This window comes from Tessaracoccus bendigoensis DSM 12906, assembly GCF_900141915.1.
GTDB classification, from domain to species: domain Bacteria; phylum Actinomycetota; class Actinomycetes; order Propionibacteriales; family Propionibacteriaceae; genus Arachnia; species Arachnia bendigoensis.
Genome location: NZ_FQZG01000008.1, coordinates 1 through 22,982 on the forward strand (window position 1 = coordinate 1; position 22,982 = coordinate 22,982).

The 22,982-nt window shown below is 66.8% G+C and carries 22 protein-coding genes; 1 reads left to right on the forward strand and 21 read right to left on the reverse strand.

The annotated features are described in order from the left end of the window. From mutM to BUC15_RS02715, 11 genes are all read right to left on the reverse strand, one after another. A partial coding sequence (mutM, locus tag BUC15_RS02665; RefSeq protein ID WP_073186081.1) for a bifunctional DNA-formamidopyrimidine glycosylase/DNA-(apurinic or apyrimidinic site) lyase occupies positions 1-725 on the reverse strand: 725 nt, incomplete at its 3' end. Continuing rightward, a complete protein-coding gene (rnc, locus tag BUC15_RS02670; protein WP_073186015.1) occupies positions 718-1,476 on the reverse strand; it encodes a ribonuclease III in 759 nt (252 codons plus the stop codon). The genes rnc and mutM, both read right to left, overlap by 8 nt. Next, positions 1,427-1,618 carry a 50S ribosomal protein L32 gene (rpmF, locus tag BUC15_RS02675; RefSeq protein ID WP_073186016.1) on the reverse strand — a complete coding sequence of 64 codons (192 nt, stop codon included), beginning with the start codon at positions 1,616-1,618 and terminating at the stop codon, positions 1,427-1,429. Before rpmF ends, rnc begins: the two co-directional genes overlap by 50 nt. 37 nt (positions 1,619-1,655) lie before the next feature. Beyond that, entirely contained in the window at positions 1,656-2,204 is a 549-nt protein-coding gene (locus tag BUC15_RS02680; RefSeq protein ID WP_073186017.1) for a YceD family protein, read from the reverse strand. A 54-nt stretch (positions 2,205-2,258) separates the two neighbouring features. After that, the gene (gene brnQ / locus BUC15_RS02685; protein ID WP_073186018.1) at positions 2,259-3,608 is read right to left on the reverse strand and encodes a branched-chain amino acid transport system II carrier protein; all 1,350 of its coding nucleotides are present in this window, start codon (positions 3,606-3,608) and stop codon (positions 2,259-2,261) included. 10 nt (positions 3,609-3,618) lie between these two features. Continuing rightward, positions 3,619-4,098, reverse strand: coding sequence for a pantetheine-phosphate adenylyltransferase (gene coaD / locus BUC15_RS02690; RefSeq protein ID WP_073186019.1), 480 nt, complete (start codon positions 4,096-4,098; stop codon positions 3,619-3,621). 44 nt (positions 4,099-4,142) lie between these two features. After that, positions 4,143-4,718, reverse strand: coding sequence for a 16S rRNA (guanine(966)-N(2))-methyltransferase RsmD (gene rsmD / locus BUC15_RS02695; RefSeq protein WP_073186020.1), 576 nt, complete (start codon positions 4,716-4,718; stop codon positions 4,143-4,145). Further along, positions 4,715-6,919: an ATP-dependent DNA helicase RecG gene (locus BUC15_RS02700; RefSeq protein WP_073186021.1), complete on the reverse strand. Its 2,205-nt coding sequence runs from the start codon at positions 6,917-6,919 to the stop codon at positions 4,715-4,717. The genes rsmD and BUC15_RS02700 overlap by 4 nt, the downstream gene beginning before the upstream one ends. A 112-nt stretch (positions 6,920-7,031) precedes the next feature. Next, on the reverse strand, positions 7,032-7,217 hold the full coding sequence (gene rpmB, locus BUC15_RS02705) for a 50S ribosomal protein L28 (protein ID WP_073186022.1): 186 nt from the start codon (positions 7,215-7,217) through the stop codon (positions 7,032-7,034). 115 nt (positions 7,218-7,332) lie between these two features. Further along, on the reverse strand, positions 7,333-10,356 hold the full coding sequence (locus BUC15_RS02710; protein ID WP_139280067.1) for an Rne/Rng family ribonuclease: 3,024 nt from the start codon (positions 10,354-10,356) through the stop codon (positions 7,333-7,335). 205 nt (positions 10,357-10,561) lie between these two features. Next, the gene (locus tag BUC15_RS02715) at positions 10,562-11,260 is read right to left on the reverse strand and encodes a TIGR03936 family radical SAM-associated protein (protein ID WP_073186023.1); all 699 of its coding nucleotides are present in this window, start codon (positions 11,258-11,260) and stop codon (positions 10,562-10,564) included. 218 nt (positions 11,261-11,478) lie between these two features. On the opposite strand from BUC15_RS02715, the gene BUC15_RS02720 reads away from it, so the two are divergent. Continuing rightward, positions 11,479-12,693: an AGE family epimerase/isomerase gene (locus tag BUC15_RS02720; RefSeq protein ID WP_073186024.1), complete on the forward strand. Its 1,215-nt coding sequence runs from the start codon at positions 11,479-11,481 to the stop codon at positions 12,691-12,693. Positions 12,694-13,037: 344 nt separating this feature from the next. Here the strand turns inward: BUC15_RS02720 and BUC15_RS02730 are convergent, their stop codons facing one another. The 10 genes from BUC15_RS02730 to BUC15_RS02780 form a co-directional block, all read right to left on the reverse strand. Next, positions 13,038-14,528, reverse strand: a complete 1,491-nt coding sequence (locus BUC15_RS02730) for a DUF1846 domain-containing protein (RefSeq protein WP_073186026.1) — start codon at positions 14,526-14,528, stop codon at positions 13,038-13,040. Between the two features lie 69 nt (positions 14,529-14,597). Beyond that, complete coding sequence (locus BUC15_RS02735) at positions 14,598-16,550, reverse strand: TIGR03960 family B12-binding radical SAM protein (RefSeq protein WP_175558225.1); 1,953 nt, start codon at positions 16,548-16,550, stop codon at positions 14,598-14,600. A gap of 444 nt (positions 16,551-16,994) precedes the next feature. Continuing rightward, positions 16,995-17,573 (reverse strand): recombinase family protein, encoded by a 579-nt coding sequence (locus tag BUC15_RS02745; RefSeq protein ID WP_073186028.1) that lies wholly within the window; start codon positions 17,571-17,573, stop codon positions 16,995-16,997. Beyond that, on the reverse strand, positions 17,570-18,292 hold the full coding sequence (locus BUC15_RS02750; RefSeq protein ID WP_073186029.1) for a DUF6036 family nucleotidyltransferase: 723 nt from the start codon (positions 18,290-18,292) through the stop codon (positions 17,570-17,572). Before BUC15_RS02750 ends, BUC15_RS02745 begins: the two co-directional genes overlap by 4 nt. Then, positions 18,289-18,825 carry a hypothetical protein gene (locus BUC15_RS02755; RefSeq protein WP_073186030.1) on the reverse strand — a complete coding sequence of 179 codons (537 nt, stop codon included), beginning with the start codon at positions 18,823-18,825 and terminating at the stop codon, positions 18,289-18,291. The genes BUC15_RS02750 and BUC15_RS02755 overlap by 4 nt, the downstream gene beginning before the upstream one ends. 290 nt (positions 18,826-19,115) lie before the next feature. Beyond that, on the reverse strand, positions 19,116-20,240 hold the full coding sequence (locus tag BUC15_RS02760) for a CPBP family intramembrane glutamic endopeptidase (RefSeq protein WP_084189310.1): 1,125 nt from the start codon (positions 20,238-20,240) through the stop codon (positions 19,116-19,118). Further along, complete coding sequence (gene ndk / locus BUC15_RS02765) at positions 20,237-20,644, reverse strand: nucleoside-diphosphate kinase (RefSeq protein ID WP_073186083.1); 408 nt, start codon at positions 20,642-20,644, stop codon at positions 20,237-20,239. Before ndk (BUC15_RS02765) ends, BUC15_RS02760 begins: the two co-directional genes overlap by 4 nt. Positions 20,645-20,749: 105 nt before the next feature. Further along, positions 20,750-21,157: a nucleoside-diphosphate kinase gene (ndk, locus tag BUC15_RS02770; RefSeq protein ID WP_073186032.1), complete on the reverse strand. Its 408-nt coding sequence runs from the start codon at positions 21,155-21,157 to the stop codon at positions 20,750-20,752. Further along, a complete protein-coding gene (locus tag BUC15_RS02775) occupies positions 21,154-21,507 on the reverse strand; it encodes a DUF4233 domain-containing protein (protein WP_073186033.1) in 354 nt (117 codons plus the stop codon). Before BUC15_RS02775 ends, ndk (BUC15_RS02770) begins: the two co-directional genes overlap by 4 nt. Beyond that, the gene (locus tag BUC15_RS02780; protein ID WP_245787864.1) at positions 21,504-22,880 is read right to left on the reverse strand and encodes a bifunctional folylpolyglutamate synthase/dihydrofolate synthase; all 1,377 of its coding nucleotides are present in this window, start codon (positions 22,878-22,880) and stop codon (positions 21,504-21,506) included. Before BUC15_RS02780 ends, BUC15_RS02775 begins: the two co-directional genes overlap by 4 nt. Positions 22,881-22,982 lie beyond the last annotated feature (102 nt).

Genomic DNA, 22,982 nt, shown 5'->3' on the forward strand with positions numbered 1-22,982 from the left:
CCATAGACGTTGAGGCTCCTGGCGAAGTAGCCAGACTCCCCGTCGATGTCGACATACAGCGAGTCGAACGAGGTTCCGCCCTGTTCGAGCGCCTCGGCCATGACCTCATGGGCCGACCGGATGAGTTGGACGGCCCTCCTAGGGCCGAGGTCGGCCGTGGGCTGCTCGAAGTGGATTCTGGCGCGCCACAATGCTTCGTCGGCATAGATGTTGCCCACGCCGCTGATCAGCCGCTGATCGAGGATCGCGCGTTTGACGGTGGTGTGCCTGGCCCGCATGCGACGCGCCACCGCCGACTGGTCGAAGCGGGGGTCGAAGGGGTCAAGCGCGATGTGCGGGACCGGGTCACCTGCTCCCCCGAGCACGATTTCGAGGCCACCGAACATGCGCTGGTCCACGAACCTGAGCTGTCTGCCTCCGTCGAGGTCAAACAGCACCCTCGTGTTGCGCAGCAGCACGTCATCCGGGCCACCGATGCGGAGCTGGCCGCTCATCCCAAGGTGGACGATCATCGCATCGCTGCCGAGCACCAGCCACAGGTACTTGCCCTTGCGGCGCACGTCGTCGATGGTGCGGCCAGCCAGATCAGCGGAGAACGCATCTGCGCCGATCGGATGGCTGCGCACCGGCCTGGGATGGAGCACGGTGACGGCGTCGATCCGGCGACCGATCACATGGGATTGGAGGCCACGGCGGACGACCTCGACCTCGGGCAGCTCAGGCACCCGTGAGTACCTCGACGGCCTGCCGTGCGGCGATCTGCTCTGCTCTCTTCTTGCTGGGCGCGATCCCCTCCCCCAGCGGCGAGCCGTCGACGATGACCACCGCGGTGAACACGCGTTGGTGGTCTGGCCCAGTGCCTGCCACCTCATAGTGGGGCACGTCCCAGCCGCTGGCTGCGCAGAGTTCCTGCAGCACGGTCTTGTGATCGGCGTAGTCGCCCGAAGCCTCCGACTTGGCGATCAGTGGGTCGAAGACGCTGTGCACGAACCGCGCCGAGCCTTCGGTACCCGCCGAGAGGTGGACGGCGCCGATCACGGCCTCCATCGTGTCGGCGAGGATCGACGCCTTCTGGGTGCCCTTCGTGGCGGCCTCGCCTTTACCGAGTCGCAGGTGGTCGCTCAGGTCGAGGGTGCGGGCGACCTCAGCGAGCGCCACGGCACTGACCACGCTAGCTCGGAGCTTGGCGAGCTGCCCTTCACTGAGGTCGGGGTATGTGAGGTAGATGTGTTCGGTGACGACGATCTGGAGTACCGCGTCCCCGAGGAACTCCAGCCTCTCGTTGGAGGCTATGGCACCGTTCTCGTAGGCGAAACTCCGATGCGTGAAGGACAGCTCGAAGAGCTGGGCGTCTACCTCGACACCCAGCTCATTCAGCCGGTCTTGGAGTCTACTCACCCGCGAACTCGGCGCGGTGGCGATCCGGTCAGGCCTCGAGGACCTGGCGACGCTCTCCGCGCGGGCCGTACTGGCCACAGCTGGGGCATGCGGTGTGCTGGAGGTGGGGCTCACGGCACGCCGGGTTTGCACAGGTCACGGTGGGGACGACGGTCGTCTTCCACTGCGCCCGACGCGAACGGGTATTGCTGCGCGACATTCTCCGCTTCGGAACGGCCACGATCTTCTCCTTATGTCTTTCGACTAGCGACTCAAAGTCAGTTTGGGGTGTCACCGGTCAGATCGGCAAGCTTCGACCACCGGGGGTCGATCTTCTCACCGTGCCCGTGCTCAGGGTCCTCATTCAGGTTGAACCCGCATTCGGGGCACAAACCAAGGCAATCTTCCCTGCACAGGGGCGTGAACGGCAACTCGAGCACCACGGCGTCACGCAGGGCCACTTCCAAGTCGATCGTCTCGTCCACGACGAGGCTCTCGTCATCGTCCATCTCGTTGCCGGGATAGAAGAAGAGTTCCTGCACATCGAAGGATTCCTCGTCCTCGATGCTGTCCAGGCAGCGGGCACACTGGCCGTGCAACTGCACGGTAGCTGTTCCCGAAGCCAGGACACCTTCGGAGACCGACTGGAGCAAAAGGTCGAGCTCAATGTCGGAATCCTGCGGTACCCCGATCACTTCGATGCCCATGTCGGCCGGCGCAGGCACCGTCGTGTCGATGCGCTGACATGCTCCCGCACCTCGACCGAGCTCATGCACCTCGAGGATGAGGGGTGAGCGCCGATCCGGATGGGAATGCACGCGCGACACGTCGGATCTCCTTTGTAGACCATCCATGAATCTCGTCATGACCGACCGCCAACTCTACCGTGACAACTGTGGCCGTCCAAATCTCTCCAGGAGCGCCCCGAGGACCAGACCCACCACCGCCGGAACCAGCCACCCGAAACCGATGTTGTATCCGGGAAGCCAGCTGGCAGCGAAGTCCACCAGCACCCTCGCCCAGGGCCGAGAGGCGAACGGTTCCGGCAGCGCCTTGACGAGGTCGAACAGCGCGGCGACCCCGGTCAGCCCGGTGACACCCCTGTGGATATACGGCTTGTGACCGACCCAACGCGACGCGATCCCCATGGCGATGGCGACGATCGCTAGGGGATACAACAGCATGAGGACCGGAACGGAATAGGCGATCAGGGTCTCCAGCCCGGCGTTGGCGACCACGGCCGACACGGTCGTGAACCCCAGCGCCCAGGCCCGGTATCCGACACGCCCGCCGGTGAGCGTGACGAACATCTCCGAGCAGGCCACGATCAGGCCGATCGCGGTCTTCAGACATGCGACAGTAACGATGCCCGCGATCAGCATGAGGCCCGGCACGCCGAACAGATGGCGACTCACCGCCGCCAGCACCACCCCGCCGTTGTCGGCTTCGGGAACCGCGCCGACGCTGGTGGCTCCCACATACACCAGTGAGACATAGACCACGGCGATGCCGATGCCACCCAACAGCCCGGCCCTGGCAATCTCGGCGGCGACCCGCCCCCGCTCCTGGACGCCGAGCCGGTGCAGGGCCTCAACGACCACGATGGCGAAGGCGAGCCCCGCGAGGGCGTCCATGGTGCTGTAGCCGTCCAGGAAGCCGGTGGTCAGTGGCGCGGACGCGTATGCTCCGGTCGGCTCAGCCAGCTCCGAGCTCATCGGCATGACCAGGGCCCCGACGACAAGGGCCGCGAGCAGGACCAGGAAGGTCGGAGTCAGGTAACGGCCGATCGAATCCAGCAGACGCGTCGGCCGCATCGCGACGAACCCGGTGATCCCGAAGAACACCACCGTAAACAGCAGCAGCCCAAGCCGCGCAGAGGCGGCTGGGAGGAGCGGGCGTACCCCGACCTCGAAGGAGACCGTGGCCGTCCTCGGGATCGCGAATGCCGGGCCGATGGTGAGGTACAGCAGGACGGTGAACCCGATCGAGTAGCGCCGAGACACCGGGGCGACGACGTCGGCAACGCTCCGGCTGCCGCTGAGGGCCGCTGCCACAAGGGCCGCGACGGGGAGCCCGACCGCGGTGATCAGGAAGCCAAGCGTCGCAAGGGGTGAGGCGGCGCCGGCGGCCCGACCCAGCTGGACTGGGAAGATCAGGTTCCCTGCGCCGAAGAAGAGACCGAAGATGAGTGAACTCAGCAGGAGCCGCTGGACGCCCGTCAACCGCTGCATGGCGGGCCACTCAGCGTGGCTGCGGGAACTTGCGTCCGAGCGCTGCCCGGACGTTGCCCGGAACATAGCCGGTGACGTCGCCACCGAGTCGGACGACCTGTCGGATGATCGTGGATGAGAGGGTCACATGGGCGCGGGCAGCCGGAAGCAGAACCGTCTCCACGTCGCCCATCTCCTGGTTCATGTGGGCCATCTGCAGCTCGAAGTCGAAGTCGGCCCCGAAACGAAGGCCCTTCACCACCGCACGGATCCCCCGTTCACGGCAGAAGTCGACCAGCAGGCCGTCCATCGCCTCGACGGTGATGCCGTCGAGGTCCGACGTGGCGCCTTTCACAAGCTCCACCCGCTCGTCGAAGTCGAAGAGGTAGTTCTTCGTGGAGTTGTTGCCGATGGCGACGACGACCTCACCGAACAGCGCATGCGCGCGGCGGATGATGTCGAGGTGCCCGACGGTGATGGGATCGAACGAGCCGGGACAGAGGACCTTCACGGTGACTCCTTGTGAGACGACTGTGGTGAGACTACCCCTTCGCCTCAGCCGACCGAGCCGTAATAGAGGGTCGTCTCCCCGTAGCGCCGCTCCCAGGTGTCGGTGAACTCGGCAGGCCAGGAGGGCGCCCGATCCCTGGATGACCTCTCGACCACCACGAGGCCGCGCGGAGCGACGGCGGAGACGCTCAACGCAACGAGGAGGTCCTCGATCGCGTCGGTCGCGACGTCGTATGGCGGGTCGAGGAACACGAGGTCGAAACGTCGGCCGGGCGACGAGGCCGCCACGTCCGCCTTCACCGCCCGCACCTCGGCCCGCAGCCCAAGGGTGCGGGCGTTGTGCTCGATCAGTTTCATGGTCGGTCGGTCCGCCTCTACCAGCACGACGGGGTCGGCCCCCCTGCTCGCGGCCTCCAGGCCGACCGCGCCCGAGCCTGCGAACAGGTCGAGCACGGCTATCCCGGACAGCTGTTCTCCGGGGGCGGCACCGGTCGCGTCGAACCAACTGACCAGAGCCGAGAACAGCGCCTCGCGGGTGCGGTCAGTGGTCGGCCGCGTGGCATCCCCCTTGGGCGTGGCAAGCCTGCGGCCTTTGGCTGACCCGGAGATGATGCGGCTCACGACTTCTCCATCCATTCGCCGGCCGCCAGCTCCTCGGCCTTGGTCATCAGGTCGGCCAGCAGCGGATCTGCGGCCGATCGCTCGTCGTCCAGCACCTCCTCCGCCAACACTTTGGCGTGCGCGATCACGTCGGCATCGGTGAGGGCACGCAGCAGTTTGAGCGTTCCCCGCCCCGACTGGTTGGCGCCGAGGACATCGCCCTCCCTGCGCAACGTGAGGTCGAGCTCGGCCAACTCGAAACCGTCGTCTGTCGATGCCATCGCGCCCAGTCTGGTCTCGGCGTCGGCGTTGTCGTCGACCGGAGCCAACAGCAGGCACAGGCCTGCGTGGACGCCACGACCGACGCGACCCCGCAACTGGTGCAGCTGGCTGAGCCCGAACCTGTCGGCGTCCATCACGACCATCACCGAGGCGTTGGGCACGTCGACGCCGACCTCGATCACCGTCGTGGCAACGAGCACATCGAGCTTTCCTGCAACGAACGCCGCCATCGCGTCGTCGCGTTCGGCCACCGGCTGCCTGCCGTGGACCACCGCGATCCGCAGCCCGCTCAGCGGCCCCGATGCAAGTTGCGGGGCCAGCTCCTCGACGGCCGCCAGTTGACGCTCCCCGTCGGCCTCCATGCCGGCCTCAACCTGGTTGCCCGCGATCGCGGGACACACCACGAACGCCTGCCGCCCGCCCGCGACCTCCTCGCGGATGCGTTCCCAGGCCCGGTCGACCCAACTGGGGTGCTGCAAGGTGTTGACGTAGACCGTCTGCACCTTCTGCCGCCCGGCCGGCCGTTCCCGCAGTTCGCTGACCTCAAGGTCGCCGAACACCGTCATCGCGATGGATCTGGGGATCGGGGTGGCCGTCATCACCAGCGTGTGCGGCTTGTTCTCGGCCTTTGCGGAGAGCAGCGCCCGTTGCTCGACACCGAAGCGGTGCTGCTCGTCGATGACCACCAGGCCGAGGTCGAAGAAGGTGACCGGGTCGCTGAGCAGGGCGTGCGTACCGATCACGATACCGGCCTCGCCGGTGACGATATCGTTGAGGGCCTCGCGCTTTGCGGCCGTCGACCTGCTCCCGGTGAGCAGCACGACGCCGGTCGCCTCCGGGTGCGCGCCGAGCTTCCTGCCCTCCCCCAGGTCGCCGAGCAGGCTCGTGATGCTCTGGTAGTGCTGTTTTGCGAGCACCTCCGTCGGGGCAAGAAGCACCGCCTGCCCTCCAGCGTCGACGGTGCGGAGCATGGCCCGGAGCGCGACGACGGTCTTGCCTGATCCGACCTCCCCCTGCAGCAGCCGATTCATCGGTGATGTGCGTGCGAGTTCGGAGAAGATCGTTTCGCAGGCCGCGATCTGGCCGGCGGTCAGGATGAAGGGGAGCCGTTCGTCGAATGCGTCCAGGATCCCTGCTTTGCGGCGGGGACGTGGGGTGGCTGGTTGGGCCCCGGCATCACGCCGCTTCTGCGCCATGGCCAGCTGGATGCCGAACGCCTCATCGAATCGGAGCCGGTCGACCCCGACCTTGGCCTGATCGGTCGAGGTCGGTTCGTGGACCGCGGTGAGCGCGTGCTCAAAGGGGAGTACCCCGGCGCGCTCGACGATCCAGGCAGGCAGGGTGTCGCCACGCAACGTCGGCAGCACCATCTCGATCGAGTCGGCGATCACCCACGTCGGCAGCTTCGACGAAGCGGGATACAACCCCACCATCGTCGCCCTCTGCACCTGCCTCTGCATCGCCTGGCGGGCGGTGGCGTTCTTCCCGCCCGTGACCTTTGCGCCGTCGAGGATGACGAAGTCGGGATGCGTGAACTGGAACCGGTGCTGGAACTGGCCGACGCGTCCGACGAAGATGCCACGGGCGCCGGGAGACAACTGGCGGGTCCAGAACTCCAGGTGGCGCCTGTTGCCGGAGAACAGCGACAGCGAGACGTACTCGTCGCCGTCGGTGATGGTGGCCTGCACGCGGCCCGAGCCACCGCTGTACCTGATCTCGGAGCTGACGACCCTTGCGATGACCGCGACCTCTTCGCCGACCTTCAGCTGGCCGAACGACGTCATCTCCGTGCCCGAGAGGTAGCGCCGTGGCACGTGCCTGACCAGGTCGTCGACCGTGACGAGACCCAGTTTGGCGAACTCTGCGGCGGTCTTGCCGCCGACGACATCGACCAGACGTCGGGCCAGTTCGCGGTAGATCGGGGTTTGCCAGGTCGCCATGGCTAAACCTTAGCGAGGGACACCGACAGGAGTTCCCGGCGGGGAGGGGCGGAGACGGAATCGGCGGCCCACCGAGGTGGACCGCCGATCGCAGTTTGCTTGTGAGCGGGGCTCAGCGTGAGACCTTGCCTGCCTTGAGGCAGGAGGTGCACACGTTGACACGCTGCGGCACACCGTTGATGGTGGCGCGAACGCGCTGAATGTTCGGGTTCCAGCGACGGTTGGTCTTCTTCTTCGACCACGGCACGTTGTGACCGAACCCAGGTCCCTTGGCGCAGACGTCACACTTGGCAGCCACTGGAATCTCCTCGTAGTTCGTGCCCGGACCCTCGGCCCAGGTTTGGTTCAGGGTGCCTTCCGAAGGAAGACAACCGCATTATCTTAACCCGCGTTCGGCTGATCAGCCAAACCCGTCACTTCCGGCGGCGCCGGTTACCCGACTTGCGTTCACCGCCGTCGGCGGGGGCCTGCGAGTCGACCGGGTCGTCGAATCGCAGGTAGCCGGCGCCGTGGCAATGCTCGCAGGGCTCGGTGAACGCCTCCGCGAGGCCGGTGCCGATCCGCTTCCGGGTCAACTGCACCAGCCCGAGGCTGGTCACCTCGGCGACCTGGTGGCGCGTCCGGTCGCGGGCCAGGCACTCGACCAGGCGACGCAGCAGCAGGTCACGGTTGCTCGGAAGCACCATGTCGATGAAGTCGATCACGATGATGCCGCCGAGGTCACGCAACCGCAGTTGGCGCACGATCTCCTCGGCCGCCTCAAGGTTGTTGCTGGTCACGGTCGCCTCGAGGTTGCCTGCCGACCCGGTAAACCGGCCGGTGTTGACGTCGATCACCGTCATCGCCTCGGTGCGGTCGATCACCAGGGAGCCTCCCGAGGGGAGGTAGACCTTCCTGTCGAGCGCCTTGGCGATCTGCTCATCGACGCGGAACTTCGCGAACACGTCCTTGCCGTTCTCGCCGACCTCGAACCGCTCCACCCGATCGGCCAGATGCGGGGCGACATGGCCGACGTAGGCCGAGATCGCGTCGAACGCGTCGTCCTGCTCGCCGTTGCCCTGGACGATCAGGTGTCCGAAGTCCTCTGTGAACAGGTCGCGCACGATCCGTAGCGTCAGGTCAGGCTCGGCGTAGAGCGCCTGCGGGGCGCCACCCTGCTTCGACTTCTTCTCGATGACCTCCCACTGCGCCTTAAGGCGGTTCACGTCACGGACGAGTTCGTCCTCCGCGACGCCTTCAGCGGCGGTGCGGACGATAACCGACTCGTCATCGGAGATCAGCCCGCTCAGCACGCTGCGCAGGCGGTTGCGCTCAATGTCGGGCAGCTTGCGGGAGATACCGCTCAGGTGTCCTCCCGGCGAGTAGACGATGTAGCGGCCCGGCAGTGAGATGTGCGCCGTCAGGCGGGCACCCTTCGCGCCGACCGGGTCCTTCGTCACCTGCACGAGGACGCTCTGCCCGGACTTCAGCACGTTCTCGACCTTGCGATTCTCCCCGGTCGCTCCGAAGGAGGCCCAGTCAACCTCGCCGGCATAGAGCACCGCGTTCCGTCCGCGACCAATGTCGATGAAGGCCGCTTCCATGCTCGGCAGCACGTTTTGGACCTTGCCGAGGTAGATGTTGCCGATCAGCGACGCGGCCGATGGCTTGTCGACGTAGTGCTCGACGAGGATGTCGTCCTCGATCACAACCAGCTGGGTGTAATCCTCGGATTGCCGGATGATCAGCTTCCGGTCGACCGCCTCACGCCTGGCCAGGAACTCGGCCTCGCTGAGGATCGGTACACGACGGCGCCCCGCGGCACGCGATTCCTTGCGCCGCTGACGCTTCGCCTCCATCCGGGTGGAGCCCTCGATGCCGGTCACCTCGCCGTCGGAGGAGCCTTCCTTGTCGTTTTCGCCCCTGCGACGGCGACGGCGACGGCGACGCGTGGTCGAGCCGTTCTCATCGGCATCGGAATCGTCCTCGTTGGAATCAGCGCTGCCGGAATCGCCCTCCGAGGTGTTCTCACCGGCTCCTTCGGCTGGCGGTTCCTCACCGGAGTCCTCGTCTGCTTCATCGTCGGAGTCCTCGTCCCGGGAATCAGAGCGACGACGGCGACGACCTCCGCGGCGGCGGCGGCGACGGGCCGGACGCTCGTCGTCAGACTCGGCGTCGGGTTCCTCACCCGAAGGCTCATCCGTGTCGGCCTCGCCGTCCCCGTGCTGCGCGGCAGCCTCGTCACCGATAGGCTCGGGGTCGGTTTCGGGTGTGTCGTGTCCCTCGTCGGAATCCTCACCGGCGGCGATGGCTCCCGCAAGGGCGGCCAGTTCGGCGTCGCGGGCCTCCTTCGTGATGAAGGGGTCGGCCTGCACCGCCTTGCGCGCCTCCGCGATGTCCTCGGCGGCCTTTAGCGCGGCGCCGATGGGATCGTCGGTCTCGTCAGGGGTGTGCGGTTCGGGGGCAGCGGCCTTGCGGGTCGCGCGTCGACGCCGTGACCTGGGCTGCTCGACAGCCTGCGCGTCGGACACCTGCTGGTTCTCTGTGGCCGTGTCCGCTGTGGTCGTGTCCTCTTCGAGCGGTTCCTCTTCCGGTGTCGCCTCATCGAGCGGCTGAGCGGCCACGGGAGCGTCGACATGCTCGGGTGCCGCGGCGGCCCGGGTCGCTCGACGACGGCGGGCGGGAGGCTGAGCGACAGGTTCCGCCTTCACCTCCACGACGGGCGCCTCGATAGCGGCGAACTGAGGAGCGGACTCGATCGACGACTGGGTCGGGGCGGCCACGATGGCCGACTGGACCGGCGTGGCTGCGATCGCCCGGGGCTCGACCGGTTCAGGGGCGGCGGTCGGGCGGGTCGCGCGGCGTCGCCGCACGGGTACCTCCGGCGCCGCCGAGGGAGCGTCAGGCGCAGGGCTGGAAGTGACCTCATCGGCGTCCGCGGGAGCGACCTCATCCGAGGATTCCTCAACCGTCGGGGTCTCGGGCTCCGATGCGCCGGGCTCCTCCACAGCTGCCGGCTTCTGCTTGGCGGGGCTGCGCCGATTCTTGGCCGGGGCCTTGGCAGCAGCGGCCCCGCCGGCATCTACCTCACCCTCGTCGGCTTCCGCAACCGCGGGAGCGGCGGTCTTGCGTGTCGCACGGCGGCGAACGGGCTTCTCAGGGGCCTGTTGGCCATCGGCAGGCTCCGCGGACCCGTCGTTGGGCACCACGGTCTCATTCGTACCTTCCGCCTCGGCAGCCTCGACCGGGACCTTGCGGCGGCGGGTGGTGGCCTCCGTGGTGGCGGTGTCGGCGCGTCGGCGCTTGGGCGTGATGTCGGTCGTCGCCCCCTCCTCGGTAGGGGTGGTCGATTCAGGGGCGGGCGATCCTGCCGGTCGCGAGGCGGTGCGGCGTCGGCGCGTCACCGGCTTGGATTCTGTGGGTTCGTTGGACTCGCTGGCGATCTCGTTGTCGAGCATGCGGCTCCTTACGCGCGTAGCGCGGACGGGCACAACCGGGGTTGTGCACTAAGACAGAAGGTCGGCCGAAGCTACGGGCAGTCGCGGCATGATTGCCGCGGTGCAGCCCGCTGCACACGGTTTGGCACCGGCGGTGCCGTGACCTGTTCGCCATTATCGCACAGGCACCAAAGAATGGGGATATTTCTCCGTCGCTCAGGCCTGCTCAGCGCAGCGGGTCGCCGATCTCACCATTGCGCAGGGGCCCCTGTGCGACCCTCGTCAGCAGCGCCTGGGACGGCACCCGGGCATCGATCTTCCTCAGCGCGGAAACCACATCGTCGGGTCTCACCAACGGCGTCTGGTGCAGGCACCGCAGGACCAGCGTCTCGTCGTCCCTGGCCTCGAGATGGATCACCGCTGAGCGCACGTCGAACGTCCGCATGCCGCTCTTGGTCATCCGCTCGACCGTGAACGTCTCCTGATCAAGCAGAGCCGCGACCACATCCGTCAGCACCCCGGTCGGCGTCTGGGCGATTTTCAGCACCCAATCGGAGGCTTGGAGGAGATCGCCGAGGGATTCGGCTACCGCATCGGCGGCGTCCAACACCACGAAACCGTGTGGGAGGACCTCATTGAGGGCGTTCCTGACCTTTGCCGGGGCGCAGACCTCCTTGAGGCCCAACTCGACGTACTCAGCCTCGGAGGCGGCCGAGGTGGGAGCCGCGTTCGCATACGAGATGCGCGGGTGGGGCGAGAAGCCAGATGAGTAGGCCATGGGAATCTCCGCACGCCGAAGCGCCCTCTCAAGGGCCCGGCCGAAGTCGCGGTGTGAGGTGAACCGGGCTGGCCCACGCTTCGCGTACCTGAGGCGCAACTTCTGCGCTGGCGGTGCCTGCTGGACTGGTGGCTGTCGGTTTCCCACGAGCGGAGTCTAGCCGCCCCACAGCGCCGGCCTGTGACGCTTCCGGGGTGGGCTGAAGGGTCACGCACCGGTGTCCAACGTCGACCGACGACAACGAAGTCAGTCGCCCGAATGACGCGCCATACCCGTGCAATTGGGCGCGACGGGCCACTAGAGTGAGGCCACGCCACCATTGTCGCCCGCTCAACGCGGGCCGGCCCCACGAAGGAAGTCCAGAAATGCTGCCCTGGCCCCGGCTCCCCCAACACCTGACGTGGCTCCAATCCGAGACCCAACGTCTGCTCGGCTTCGGCGTCCGCGCCATCGTCCCCGGGAAGGGAGCCGCCTGGCTGGACGGGTCCGGGCTTCCCGACGAGTCCCACCCGGTTGAGACTTGGATCACCTGCCGCACGGCCCACGTGTACTCGCTCGGCGTCCTGCTCGGTCGCCCGGGATCACAAGTCCTGGCGCAAGGCGCCGTCGACGCTCTGGCGCTCGGGCCGCTACGCGACGCCACGCACGGCGGCTGGTTCCATGACGCGCGTCAACAGGGCGCCAAGGAGGCCTACGACCATGCCTTCGTCGTGTTGGCTTCGAGTTCCGCAACGCTCGCTGGCCTGGACGGCGCCCGCCAGCTGCTGGATGACGCGCTCGACACCATCATGGAGCGGTTCTGGGACGAGGAGCACGGCCTGATGGTCGACGCCGTCTCCCCCAGCTTCGACTCGGTCGACCCGTACCGTGGCATCAACGCGAACATGCACTCCGTCGAAGCGTTCCTCGCCGCTGCCGATGTCACCGGCGATGTCGCCTGGCTGCGCCGCGCGGAACGAATCGCGCGGTTCGCCCGTTCGCAGGCCGAGGCAAACCAGTGGCGGCTCCCGGAGCACTTCGATGAGGACTGGGTGCCCCAGCTCGAATACAACGTCGACCGCCCCGACGATCCATTCCGCCCGTACGGGGCCACCGTCGGGCACGGGCTCGAGTGGGCACGGCTGTTCCTGCACCTGCAGGCTGCACTCGGCGACACGGAGGCCGGTTGGGTCGACGCGGCCGTCTCGCTGTACGACCGGGCGGTCGCCGATGGGTGGGCCGCCGACGGCAAGGAAGGATTCGTCTACACCACAGGCTGGGACGGGACCCCGGTGACGCGTGACCGGATGCACTGGGTCGCGGCAGAAGCGATCGGCGCGGCTGCCGCCCTCTACAGCGCCACCGGCGATGAGCGGTTCGCGTCCGACTACGCGCGCTGGTGGGACCACGCCGAAACCTGCTTCATCGACCGTTTCGACGGCTCCTGGTTCCACCAGCTCGATCCCCAGAACCGGCCGACGGACACCGTCTGGCCGGGGAAGCCGGACTTGTACCACGCTGTGCAGGCGACGCTGATCCCGCGTCTGCCACTGACTCCTTCTCTGGCGACTGCGGTGAGCCGCGGGCTGTTGCAGGGCTAAAGCCGGCCAGAGCGGGCTAGAGCAACGCGTCGGCCAGGATTTCGAACGCGCGCAAGCGCACTTCCCTGGCCGCGTCGGGGCTGTGGTCACGTCGGGCTTTGAGCACTATCCAGGGTTCGTTGGGAACTTGAACGTGAAAACAGGCCTTTTGGGCCATCGACCCCGGGATAGTGCTCAACGTCAAGACCGCACCGAGCGGCGCCGTCGACGCGGTCTTACCCGAGGTTCTCGTCGCCACCGGCGTCGTCGGGTGGTTAGTCAGCGACCTCCCACCTGCGCCATGTCGCTGGTGTCGATGTTCTCCACGACTCGGAAGTGGCTGAAACACTCACCCCTGCAACCGGTCAGCGCTTCTTGTAGAGCTTCTTCGACTGGTAGACGGGCTCGGAGGTGACGTTGATCCCGAGGTTCCGCAGGATCCCCTCGTCGACCGAGCCGAGGATCACCGAGCTGTGCACGTCGCAGCCCCGCAGCTCTCGCAACTGGTCTAGCGCAACCCTCGCGTGTTCGTCGAAGTTGGCGCTGACCGAGAGCGCGATCAGCACCTCGTCGGTGTGCAGACGCGGGTTGGCGCTGCCAAGGTGCTCGGTCTTCAGCGTCTGGATCGGTTCGATGCTCTCCGGGGCCAGCAGCCTGACCTTGTCGTCGATTCCCGCGAGCGCCTTGAGCGCGTCGAGCAGCATGGCCGAACAGGCGCCGAGCAGCGGCGACGTCTTGCCCGTGACGATGCGTCCGTCGGCCAGCTTGATCGCGGCCGCGGGCGCCTTCGTCTTGCGTTCGAGCTCCAGCGCAGGGCCGACGACAGGACGGTCGCCCCTGGTGATGCCGACCTGGCTCATCGTGAGGGCGATCCGGTCGGAGACCGTCGGCTCAAGCTCGTCTCGCCGCTCGGCCACCAAAGCTTTGAAGTAGCGCCTGATGATCTCCTGCTTGGCGGCGGCCCGGCACACCTCGTCGTCCGAGATGCACACGCCCGCCATGTTGACGCCCATGTCCGTCGGAGACTGGTAGGGGGAACTGCCGGTCAGCCGTTCCAGCAGCAGCTTCAGGACCGGGAAGATCTCCACGTCGCGGTTGTAGTTGACGCACTGCTCGCCGTAGGCGGCCAGGTGGTACGGGTCGATCATGTTCACGTCGTCAAGGTCGGCGGTGGCCGCCTCGTAGGCCAGGTTGACGGGATGATCGAGGGGCAGATTCCAGATCGGGAACGTCTCGAATTTTGCGTATCCCGACGAGATCGACCGCTGATGGTCGTGATACAGCTGCGAAAGGCAGGTCGCCATCTTCCCGCTGCCCGGCCCGGGAGCCGTGACGACGACGACGTCACGCTCGGTCTCGATGTACTCGTTGCGACCGTAGCCGGCCTCGCTCATGATGAGCACCACATCGTTCGGGTAGCCCTTGATCGGGTAGTGCCGGTAGACCTTGAGACCGAGCCGCTCCAGCTTGCGTTTGAACGCGCGGGCCTGGCGGTGCTCGTCGGTCATCTGGGTGATCACGACGCTCCCGACGAACAGGCCGTAGGAGCGGAACTCATCGATGAGCCGAAGCACGTCGGCCTCGTAGGGGATGCCGAGGTCGGCCCGCACCTTGTTCCTGGCCAGGTCGACCGCCGAGACGGCGATGACGATCTCGACGTCGTCCTTCATCGTCTCGAGCATCTGGATCTTGTTGTCCGGGGTGAACCCGGGAAGCACCCTCGAAGCGTGGTGATCGTCGAACAGCTTGCCCCCGAACTCGAGATAGAGCTTGCCACCGAAGCGCGCCCGGCGCTCGTTGATGTGCTCCGACTGAAGAGCGAGGTACCGCTCGCGATCAAATCCAAGGTCAGCCACGGATGCACAGCCTACCTGCTGCCCGAACCGCGAGACGGGCAGTGCCGGACTCCACCTGCGGACGGGGCGTCAGGCCAGATCCGGGCCAACCACGGTGAGCGGCAACAGGACGCGGCCGGTCGGGCCGATCTGGATCTCGGTGTCCATCTGCGGGCACACACCGCAGTCGTAACATGGCGTCCAGCGGCAATCCTCGACCTCGCGCTCGTCGATCGCGTCCTGCCAGTCCTCCCACAGCCAATCACGGTCGAGGCCGGCATCGAGATGATCCCAAGGCAGGACCTCCTCGTAGCCCCGCTCGCGGGTGGTGAACCAATCGAGGTCGATCCCGAACCGGGCCAGTTCCTCGTTGGCGGCCGTTGTCCATCTCTCGTAGCTGAAGTGCTCGCTCCAGCCGTCGAACTTGCCGCCCTCACGCCACACCCGCTCGATGACGCGACCGACGCGGCGGTCGCCGCGCGACAGGAGGCCCTCGATGATGCCCGGTTTCCCGTCGTGGTACCGCATGCCGATGGCCTTGCCGTAGTTGCGATCCTGCCGGATCGTCTCCTTCAGCAGCATCAGCCGGTGGTCGATCGTTTCGGCGCTGGCCTGCGCCGCCCACTGGAACGGGGTGTGTGGCTTCGGCACGAAACCACCGATGGACACCGTGCAGCGGATGTCGCGGGTGCCTGAGGCCCGACGGCCGGTCTCGATCACGCGGGTCGCCAGGTTGGCGATGGCGAGCACGTCTTCGTCGGTCTCTGTCGGGAGCCCGCACATGAAGTACAGCTTTACCTGACGCCAGCCAGACGAGAACGCGGCGGCGACGGTGTCGATCAGGTCATCCTCGGTGACCATCTTGTTGATCACCTTGCGCATCCGTTCCGAGCCGCCCTCGGGAGCGAACGTCAACCCGGAGCGGCGACCGTTGCGGCTCAGTTCGTTGGCCAGGTCGATGTTGAACGCGTCGACGCGGGTCGACGGCAACGAGAGTGACACGTTGGTGCCCTCGTACCGGTCGGCGAGTTGGCGGGTGACCTCCGCGATCTCGGAGTGGTCGGCCGAACTCAGCGAAAGCAGGCCGATCTCTTCCAGCCCGGTCGCCTTCAGCCCGCCCTGCACCATGGCGCCGATGGTTTCGATGTTGCGTTCGCGGACCGGGCGCGTGATCATGCCCGCCTGGCAGAACCGGCAACCCCGGGTGCAGCCGCGAAAGATCTCGACGGAGTAGCGCTCGTGCACGGTCTCCGCCATCGGAACGATGGGCTTCTTGGGATAGGGCCACTGATCGAGATCCATGAGCGTGTGTTTGCGCACCTGGTGCGGAACCCCTGCCCGGTTCGGTGCCACGCGCTGGATCCGCCCGTCGCCCAGATAGTCGACGTCGTAGAACCGCGGCACATAGAAGGCCCCGGTCAACGCCAGCCGCATGAGCAGCCCGTCACGGCCCCCCTCCCGACCTTCCACCTTCCATTCCCGGATGATGTCGGAGATGAGAAGCGAAGCCTCCTCGCCGTCGCCGAGCACCGCGACGTCGATGAAGTCCGCTATCGGTTCCGGGTTGAACGCGGCGTGACCGCCCGCAATCACGAGGGGCTCGTCTTCCCCGCGGTCGGCGGCGTGCAGGCTCAACTGAGCCAGGTCGATCAGGTTGAGCAGGTTGGTGTAACCCAGCTCGGTCGAGAAGGAGACGCCGAGCACGTCGAACCTGCCGACCGGGCGATGCGCGTCGAGGGTGAACTGCGGGATGGAGTGTTCCCGCATCAGCGCCTCCATGTCCGGCCACACCGAGTAGGTGCGCTCGGCGAGGATCCAGTCGCGTTCGTTGAGCACCTCGTACAGGATCGCCACCCCTTGGTTGGGTTGGCCGACCTCATAGGCGTCGGGATAGGAGAGGCACCAGCGCACGTCGACGGCTTCCCAGTCCTTGACGACGCTGTTGTGTTCACCGCCGACGTATTGGATCGGCTTGTTCACCCGGGCGAGCAGGGGCTCGAGCCGGTCGAACACCGAGTGCAGCGGCAGCGCGTCCGTCGTCATGTGGAACCTCCAGTTCAGCGAGCGTCGTCCAGACTATCCGGGAGACTACCGCCCCCACCACCGTCGGCTCCCCGGGAACCTTCCCGTGCCCCCGCCGGCGGAACCAGCCTCGCCTCAGAGTGAAGACAAAGGTGAACTGCTCGCGCTGCTGGCCGCGCTCGCGGCCACCGTCGAGGACCTCAGCGAGCGCCTCGTCGGGGTCGAGCGGCGACCGTGGATGGTGTGGCCCACCCCATCGACTGAACTCGACCAATGGGTCAACGGGTGGTTCGTCCCCACGTTCCGATTCGAAACGGTCCTCGAGGGTTTGAGCCGTTCGCGCTCGAGGCGTGGGGACGCGAGGCCCGCGCATTTGATGCTGAACCGATGAGCCCCGCTGAGCGAGGCTATACGGCCGGCAGTCGCACCTTCGAGCTCGTGCCGATGTTGGCGGCGTCGTCACGTCTAGGTGGCCGAAGAACTGCATTGACGCAGCGCGCGGGAGACGGAGCTTGCTCCAACGTCGAGGACCTTGGCGATGTAGCTGATGCTCGCCCCCTCCTCACGCATCCGTTTCGCCTGCTCCACTCGTTCCGGCGTCATCACGGTAGGTCGGCCACCAACCCGACCTTGCGCCCGCGCATACTCAAGGCCTCGTTTCGTGTTGGCACGAATCTGGTCCACCCGGAACTGAGCAAACACCGCCATGATCCCCACGAACGCCTGACCGGCAGGCGTCGACGTGTCCACATCCAAGGCCGGCTCTGTCAGGCTCTTCACGCTGACACCACGCCGACCCAGGTCATGCAGGATCTCGATCGCCATGACTTCCGTACCGGCGATCCGATCCAACGCCCGGATCAACAGCTGATCCCCGGGACGTAGGTAGTCCAGGCACGCCAACCACTGCGGCCGATCAGAGCGCCTGCTCGACTCGCCCTGGTCGACGAACACCCGCTGCGCCCCGGCCGCGCGCAGCTGGGCCTCCTGTGCCTGCGGGTTCTGCTCCCGGGTACCGACCCGGGCGTATCCGATCTTCGTCACAACTCACGCCCCAACTCGTCACGGCCGCGAATCTCCGGCTCGGGCCCTCTGTGGCGGGGCTGGTCACCGGTGAGGTCGTTGCGCTGCTCGATCTGCCGAATTGTCTCGCGGATCACCTGCAGAGCGGGGCGACGTGCGCGGAGCGCTTGCTCCTGACCGGCGGCCTCCTGCTGAGTCGCCCTCAGAGCAGCTGCACGCTGCGCTACCTCCGCCACCGCGTAGGTGTGCTTCGGGAGAAGGCGTGATGGCGGGTAGCTCCGAGCCAGGAGATCCATGCCTTGCTCCGGCGTGCGATAGCCGGCCTTGACGAAGAGCACCGCGGCGTCGTCGAGGTCCCGATCGGCACGCGAGGCGTGGAGCTTCATCGCCAGGAGGAACTCTGCGGAGGGAACCTGCACAACCAAGCTCTCGGACTCATAGACAGTCTGGGGCGTGTCCTCCACCGCGGGCATGAAACCCTTCGCGGCGTCGTTGAGCCAGTCCGGGTCGAGGTCGTGGCGCTGCCCCACCTCGGCCGCGATCTCACGAACCTCCCGTGCTGGGACGAAAACGGCGTCGACGTCGCGGGTCATGCGGCGATCGTCATAGGCCAGCGCCATCGCGGCCCCGCCTACGACGAACAGCTGCGCCTGAAGGTCGCGTGCTCTCAGACTTTCCGAGAGTTCCTCGAACAGCCCACGCAGCTGTTCAGAGCCGAGCTCGATGTTGTCGCTGCTCATGCTCGAGCGAGCGACGAGTCGGTGATGAAGATCCCGCGCCGGCGAAACGCCGGCGGGCTCTCCCGGTCGGCATCTTCACGGAAGATCCTCGGCACGCCGGGGTACCACCGCGCCACGGTCGCCGCTGCGGACGTCCACTCCGGCGCTACCCAGCCATCGCGATCAGCCAGATACTCAGCCAACCCAGCAAAGGCCGCGTCGATCTCGGCCGAGCCCGTCAAGGCCGGCTCGTGGTGGAACACGCACTGCGCCAGCTCCACTCCCCCACGCTTCAGCGCTGAGCTGTAGTCGTCGAGGGTCTGCAGCACAGCCAGTCGCCACACCTCAGCTAGCTCTTCGCCCTCGGCAAGCAGCAACCGACCGAACACTGCATTGGAGGCTGCATCGTGGCGCAAGCTTCGATCGGCGCTGACCTGATCAGGCTCAGCCAACGATCGCGCCAGCAACGCGGTGACGCTGAGCAGCTCACCCTGAAACGCGAGAGGTTCCTCGACGGCGGCCTGGGTGGATGGAGGACGCCTGACGCTGGTCATGATCTGCTCCGTTCTGTGGACTCTCCCATCGTACGCGAGTCAGCCGAAAAGGATCTACGGCAAGTTTCGGTTGGAATGGGTTTCGGTGGGAGTTTCGGCACGCTATCTACCGCTCAACCATCACATCTCTGAGCCGCTGCGCTCGACCGTCCGCCCTGACCAGCGATCCACTGCTCCAGGCGCTCGAAGATGACGCGGGTCTCGCCTTCGGGCAGCTCTGGGGCGGTGAATACTGCCGCGCCGGTCCCGCCTTCGTCGTTGATGACGTCGGCCGCGCCATAGGTCGTGCGCTACACCATCTCCGGATTCACCGTGGGCCGTTCCGGGCCGAGCCGCGCGACACGAGACCGTTTCGCGACAAGGACGATGAGCCACGCGCTGACCGCGAAGGCCAAAAGTTGCAGCAGCACCTCCGCCCCGGCTGCGCCGGCTGAGCGGTCGAACTGGGTGGCCAGATCCTGGAAGGGCAGCAGCCCCATCCCGATCATGTTGTTGACAATGTGCAGCGCGACCGCCGCCTCGAGCCCGCCGGTGCGCCACACGAGGTAGCTGGCGATCGCGCCGATCGAGAAGTAGGTCAGGTTCAGCCAGGGGTCGGTTGAGAGGTGGATCGCGGCGAAGATCAGGGAGTTGACCAGGCCACCGACGACGGCCGCGACCATCGGGGCCGCGAACCAGGAGCCGACTGTGCGGTACACGAACCCCCTCAGGAGGTACTCCTCTGCGGCCGCCTGGAACGGCGTCACCAGCAACAGCCCGATGAGGAGCCACCATGAGTAGTCCCGAACCGCCAGCCCGAGGTCACCTACTCCCGTGAAGAGGATCGGCACGCCCATGTAGACGAGCAGGACGGCAGCGGCGACCGCCACGCACTTCCAGAAGAACCCCCATCGGAACCTGCCGACCACAGACGAGAGATACCCGGGCCGTTGCCCGGTGATCCTTGCGACCAGGAACGAGAACGGAAGCACCAGAGCGATCGCGACACTGTTTGCGAGCACCACCCCAGGGGTGAACTCGCCTGCCACGATCGCGGTGAGATCGTCCGTGCCGCTGGCGAGGATGGCCACCGCCACGACCACCGTGGTTACCACAAGAAAGATGGCCCCCATGAGGAGCGAGGCCGCGATCGGCAGACCGCGGGTGGCTGGGCGCCAGAACTGCGGATAGCTGGTCGGTTCCCCAGGCAGCGGGGAACGGCGGATGTTGGCGTCTGGCGGCGGATACGTCGGCGGAGCCCACGGCGCCGACTGATCCCAGCCGGGGGTCCCGGCGCCGGGCGCCCGGTGCTGCGGTACTGGAATCGACGGCGGAGCCCACTGCCCGCGTTGGGCCTCCCCGCTGCCTGTTTCGGGAGCGGACCCGGGATCCGCTGCTTCCGAGGGCGGGATGAGCTCCGGTCGATCCTGGGTCACAGAACGGGGAACCAGAGGTCGATCTCCGCCTCAGCCGACGCCTGCGAATCGGAGGCGTGTACCGCATTGCGCCCCATGGACTCGGCGAAATCCGCGCGGATCGTCCCCGCCGCGGCCTTGGCAGGATCGGTGGCACCGTTGAGCGCCCTGACCCGACCCACCGCGTCTTCACCCTCCAACACGACTGCCACCAGCGGTCCCTCCGTCATGAAATCCCGGAGCCCAGGGTAATAGTCCCTGCCGACATGCTCCGAGTAGTGCCGGTCCGCGAACTCGGGCTCGATCTTGCGCAGATCCATGGCCAGGATCCGCATACCGGCGCTCTCGTAGCGGGTGAGCACGTTTCCTACCTGACCGGCCGCATACGCGTCGGGCTTGATGATGACGAATGTGCGCGCATTCATTGGGCGCTTCCCTCCCTGCTCTCGGGCCTCATTGCCCGGTTCAACGCCACCGATCATAGCCACGGATCATCGGACGCTGAAAGCGGGCCGCCTCGGCGTGTCGCGTCAGAGGTCGGGGAACCAGAGCGCGATCTCGGCTTCCGCCGATTCCTCAGAATCGGAGGCGTGCACGGCGTTGCGCCTATGAGACTCAGCGAGGTCGGCGCGGATCGTGCCTTCGTCCGCCTGCGCCGGGTCGGTCGCCCCGTTGATGGTGCGTACCAGCCGGATCGCGTCCTCGCCCTCCAACACGACTGCGACCAGCGGTCCCTCGGTCATGAACTTACGCAGCGGCAGGTAGTAATCCCGGCCGACGTGCTCCGCATAGTGGAGGTCGGCGAAGTCGGGGCCGATCGTGCGCCTCTCCATGGCCAGGATCCTGAGCCCCGCCTCTTCGTAGCGGCGCAGGATGCTACCGACATGGCCAGCCGCAAACGCGTCGGGCTTGATGATGACCAGCGTGCGCGCGTTCATCCGGCGCTCTCCTCTCGTGGGCGGGTCTCGATTCTCCTGCCCAGGACGATGCAGGTGATCCAGATCAACGCGAAGATGATACCCATCGCATACATCCAGGGGGTCAGCAGACCGAGTGCGATCGTGCCTGCCTGCGCGGCCCAGCCGACCAGGTAGCCCCACCGGTGGCGCAATCCCCCGGCACCTACGAGACACAGGACGGACACCGCGGCGCACCATCCGGCGGCGATCCCGAGGCCGACCTCGGCAACCTGAATCATGCCGATATAGCCTAGCCAGACGACGATGATCTGGAAGATGAGCGTGCTCATTGCGGGCACACGCATCGGGTTGTCGGGAGCGAGAGTCATTCCTGGCTCTCCTTCTTGAGTAGTTCCCTGGCCTCACCCGCGGCGATCACCGATCCGGCGACCAGGACCCCGGCCTGGCTGCTGGTGGTGTCGGCGAGCATGACTGCCCGATCGAGCGCCTCTGCCATGGTGGCGGCCCTGTGTACCTGATGCGAGGGCCAGATCGTCTCGGCGACGGCGGCCAGATCGTCCACCTCTCTCGCTCGGGGGCTCGACGACACTTTGGTGATGACGACCTGATCCATCTTCTCGGAGAAGATCTCCAGTACCTCTTCTGCATCCTTGTCCTGCATCATGGCGACGACGCCGATGACGGGGTCGAAGTCGTAGCTTTCGGTAACCGCATCGATGGTGACCCGCGCGGCCTGCGGGTTGTGGGCCGTGTCGATCACAATGGGAGGCGAGGTGCGCACCAGTTCGAGGCGACCGGGTGCCTCGACGGCACCGAGGCCTTCGACCACCACCTCCGGGCTGGGCGAGCCAGCGCCGAGTAGCGCTCCGACCGCGGCCACCGCCAATGCGGCGTTGCGGGCCATGTGTTCACCGAAGAGCGGCAGGAACACGTCGCCGACGGGGCCCTCCGACGTCTCCAGACGCAGCAACTGCCCCCCGACCGCGAGGGACCGCTCGATGACGCCGAAGTCGGGCCCCTCCGCCTTGATAGGTGCGCCGACCTCCATGGCGCGTTCCAGCAGGACCCGGGCTGCGGCCGGATCCTGGCCTGCCAGAACCGCCGTGGACCCTGGCTTGATGATGCCGGCCTTATCGGCCGCGATCTCCTCGATCGTGTCGCCGAGGATGTGGGTGTGGTCGAGCCCGATTGGTGCGACGACCGCGACGGTGGCGTCGGCGACGCTGGTGGCGTCCCAGCGTCCGCCGAGGCCGACCTCGACTACGGCGACGTCGACGGGGGCGTCGGCGAAGGCTGCGTAGGCCATGCCGGTGATGACTTCGAAGAAGGTCATTTCGACGCCGTCGAGCCTCTGCTCATCGACCATCGCGACGTAGGGTTCGATCTCGGCCCACACCTCGTCGAACCGCTCGACCCCGATCGGCTCTCCGTCGATGACGATGCGTTCCCGGACGTCGCTGAGGTGCGGGCTCGCGAAGCGGCCGACGCGAAGCCCCGCCGCCCGCAGGATCGAGTCGATCATGATCGCGCTGCTGCCCTTGCCGTTGGTCCCCGCCACCTGGATCACGGGCATCGCACGCTGTGGGTCGCCCAGGAGTTCCATCAGCGCCGAGATGCGGTTGAGGCTGGGAGCGACACGGTGCTCAGGCCACCTTGAGGTGAGCGCTGCTGTCAGTTCTTCATGTGTGGAGTGGCTCATCGTGCCTTCAGGGTACTGTCCAGCCTCGGACTTGGCGATCATCCGACATCCCGTCCTGGACAACAGGTAGTTGAATGCGCGATCTCTTTCGAGGGCGGCTACCATGGTTCCGCCGCACCGCACAGGCCGCGGCCAATGTCACGC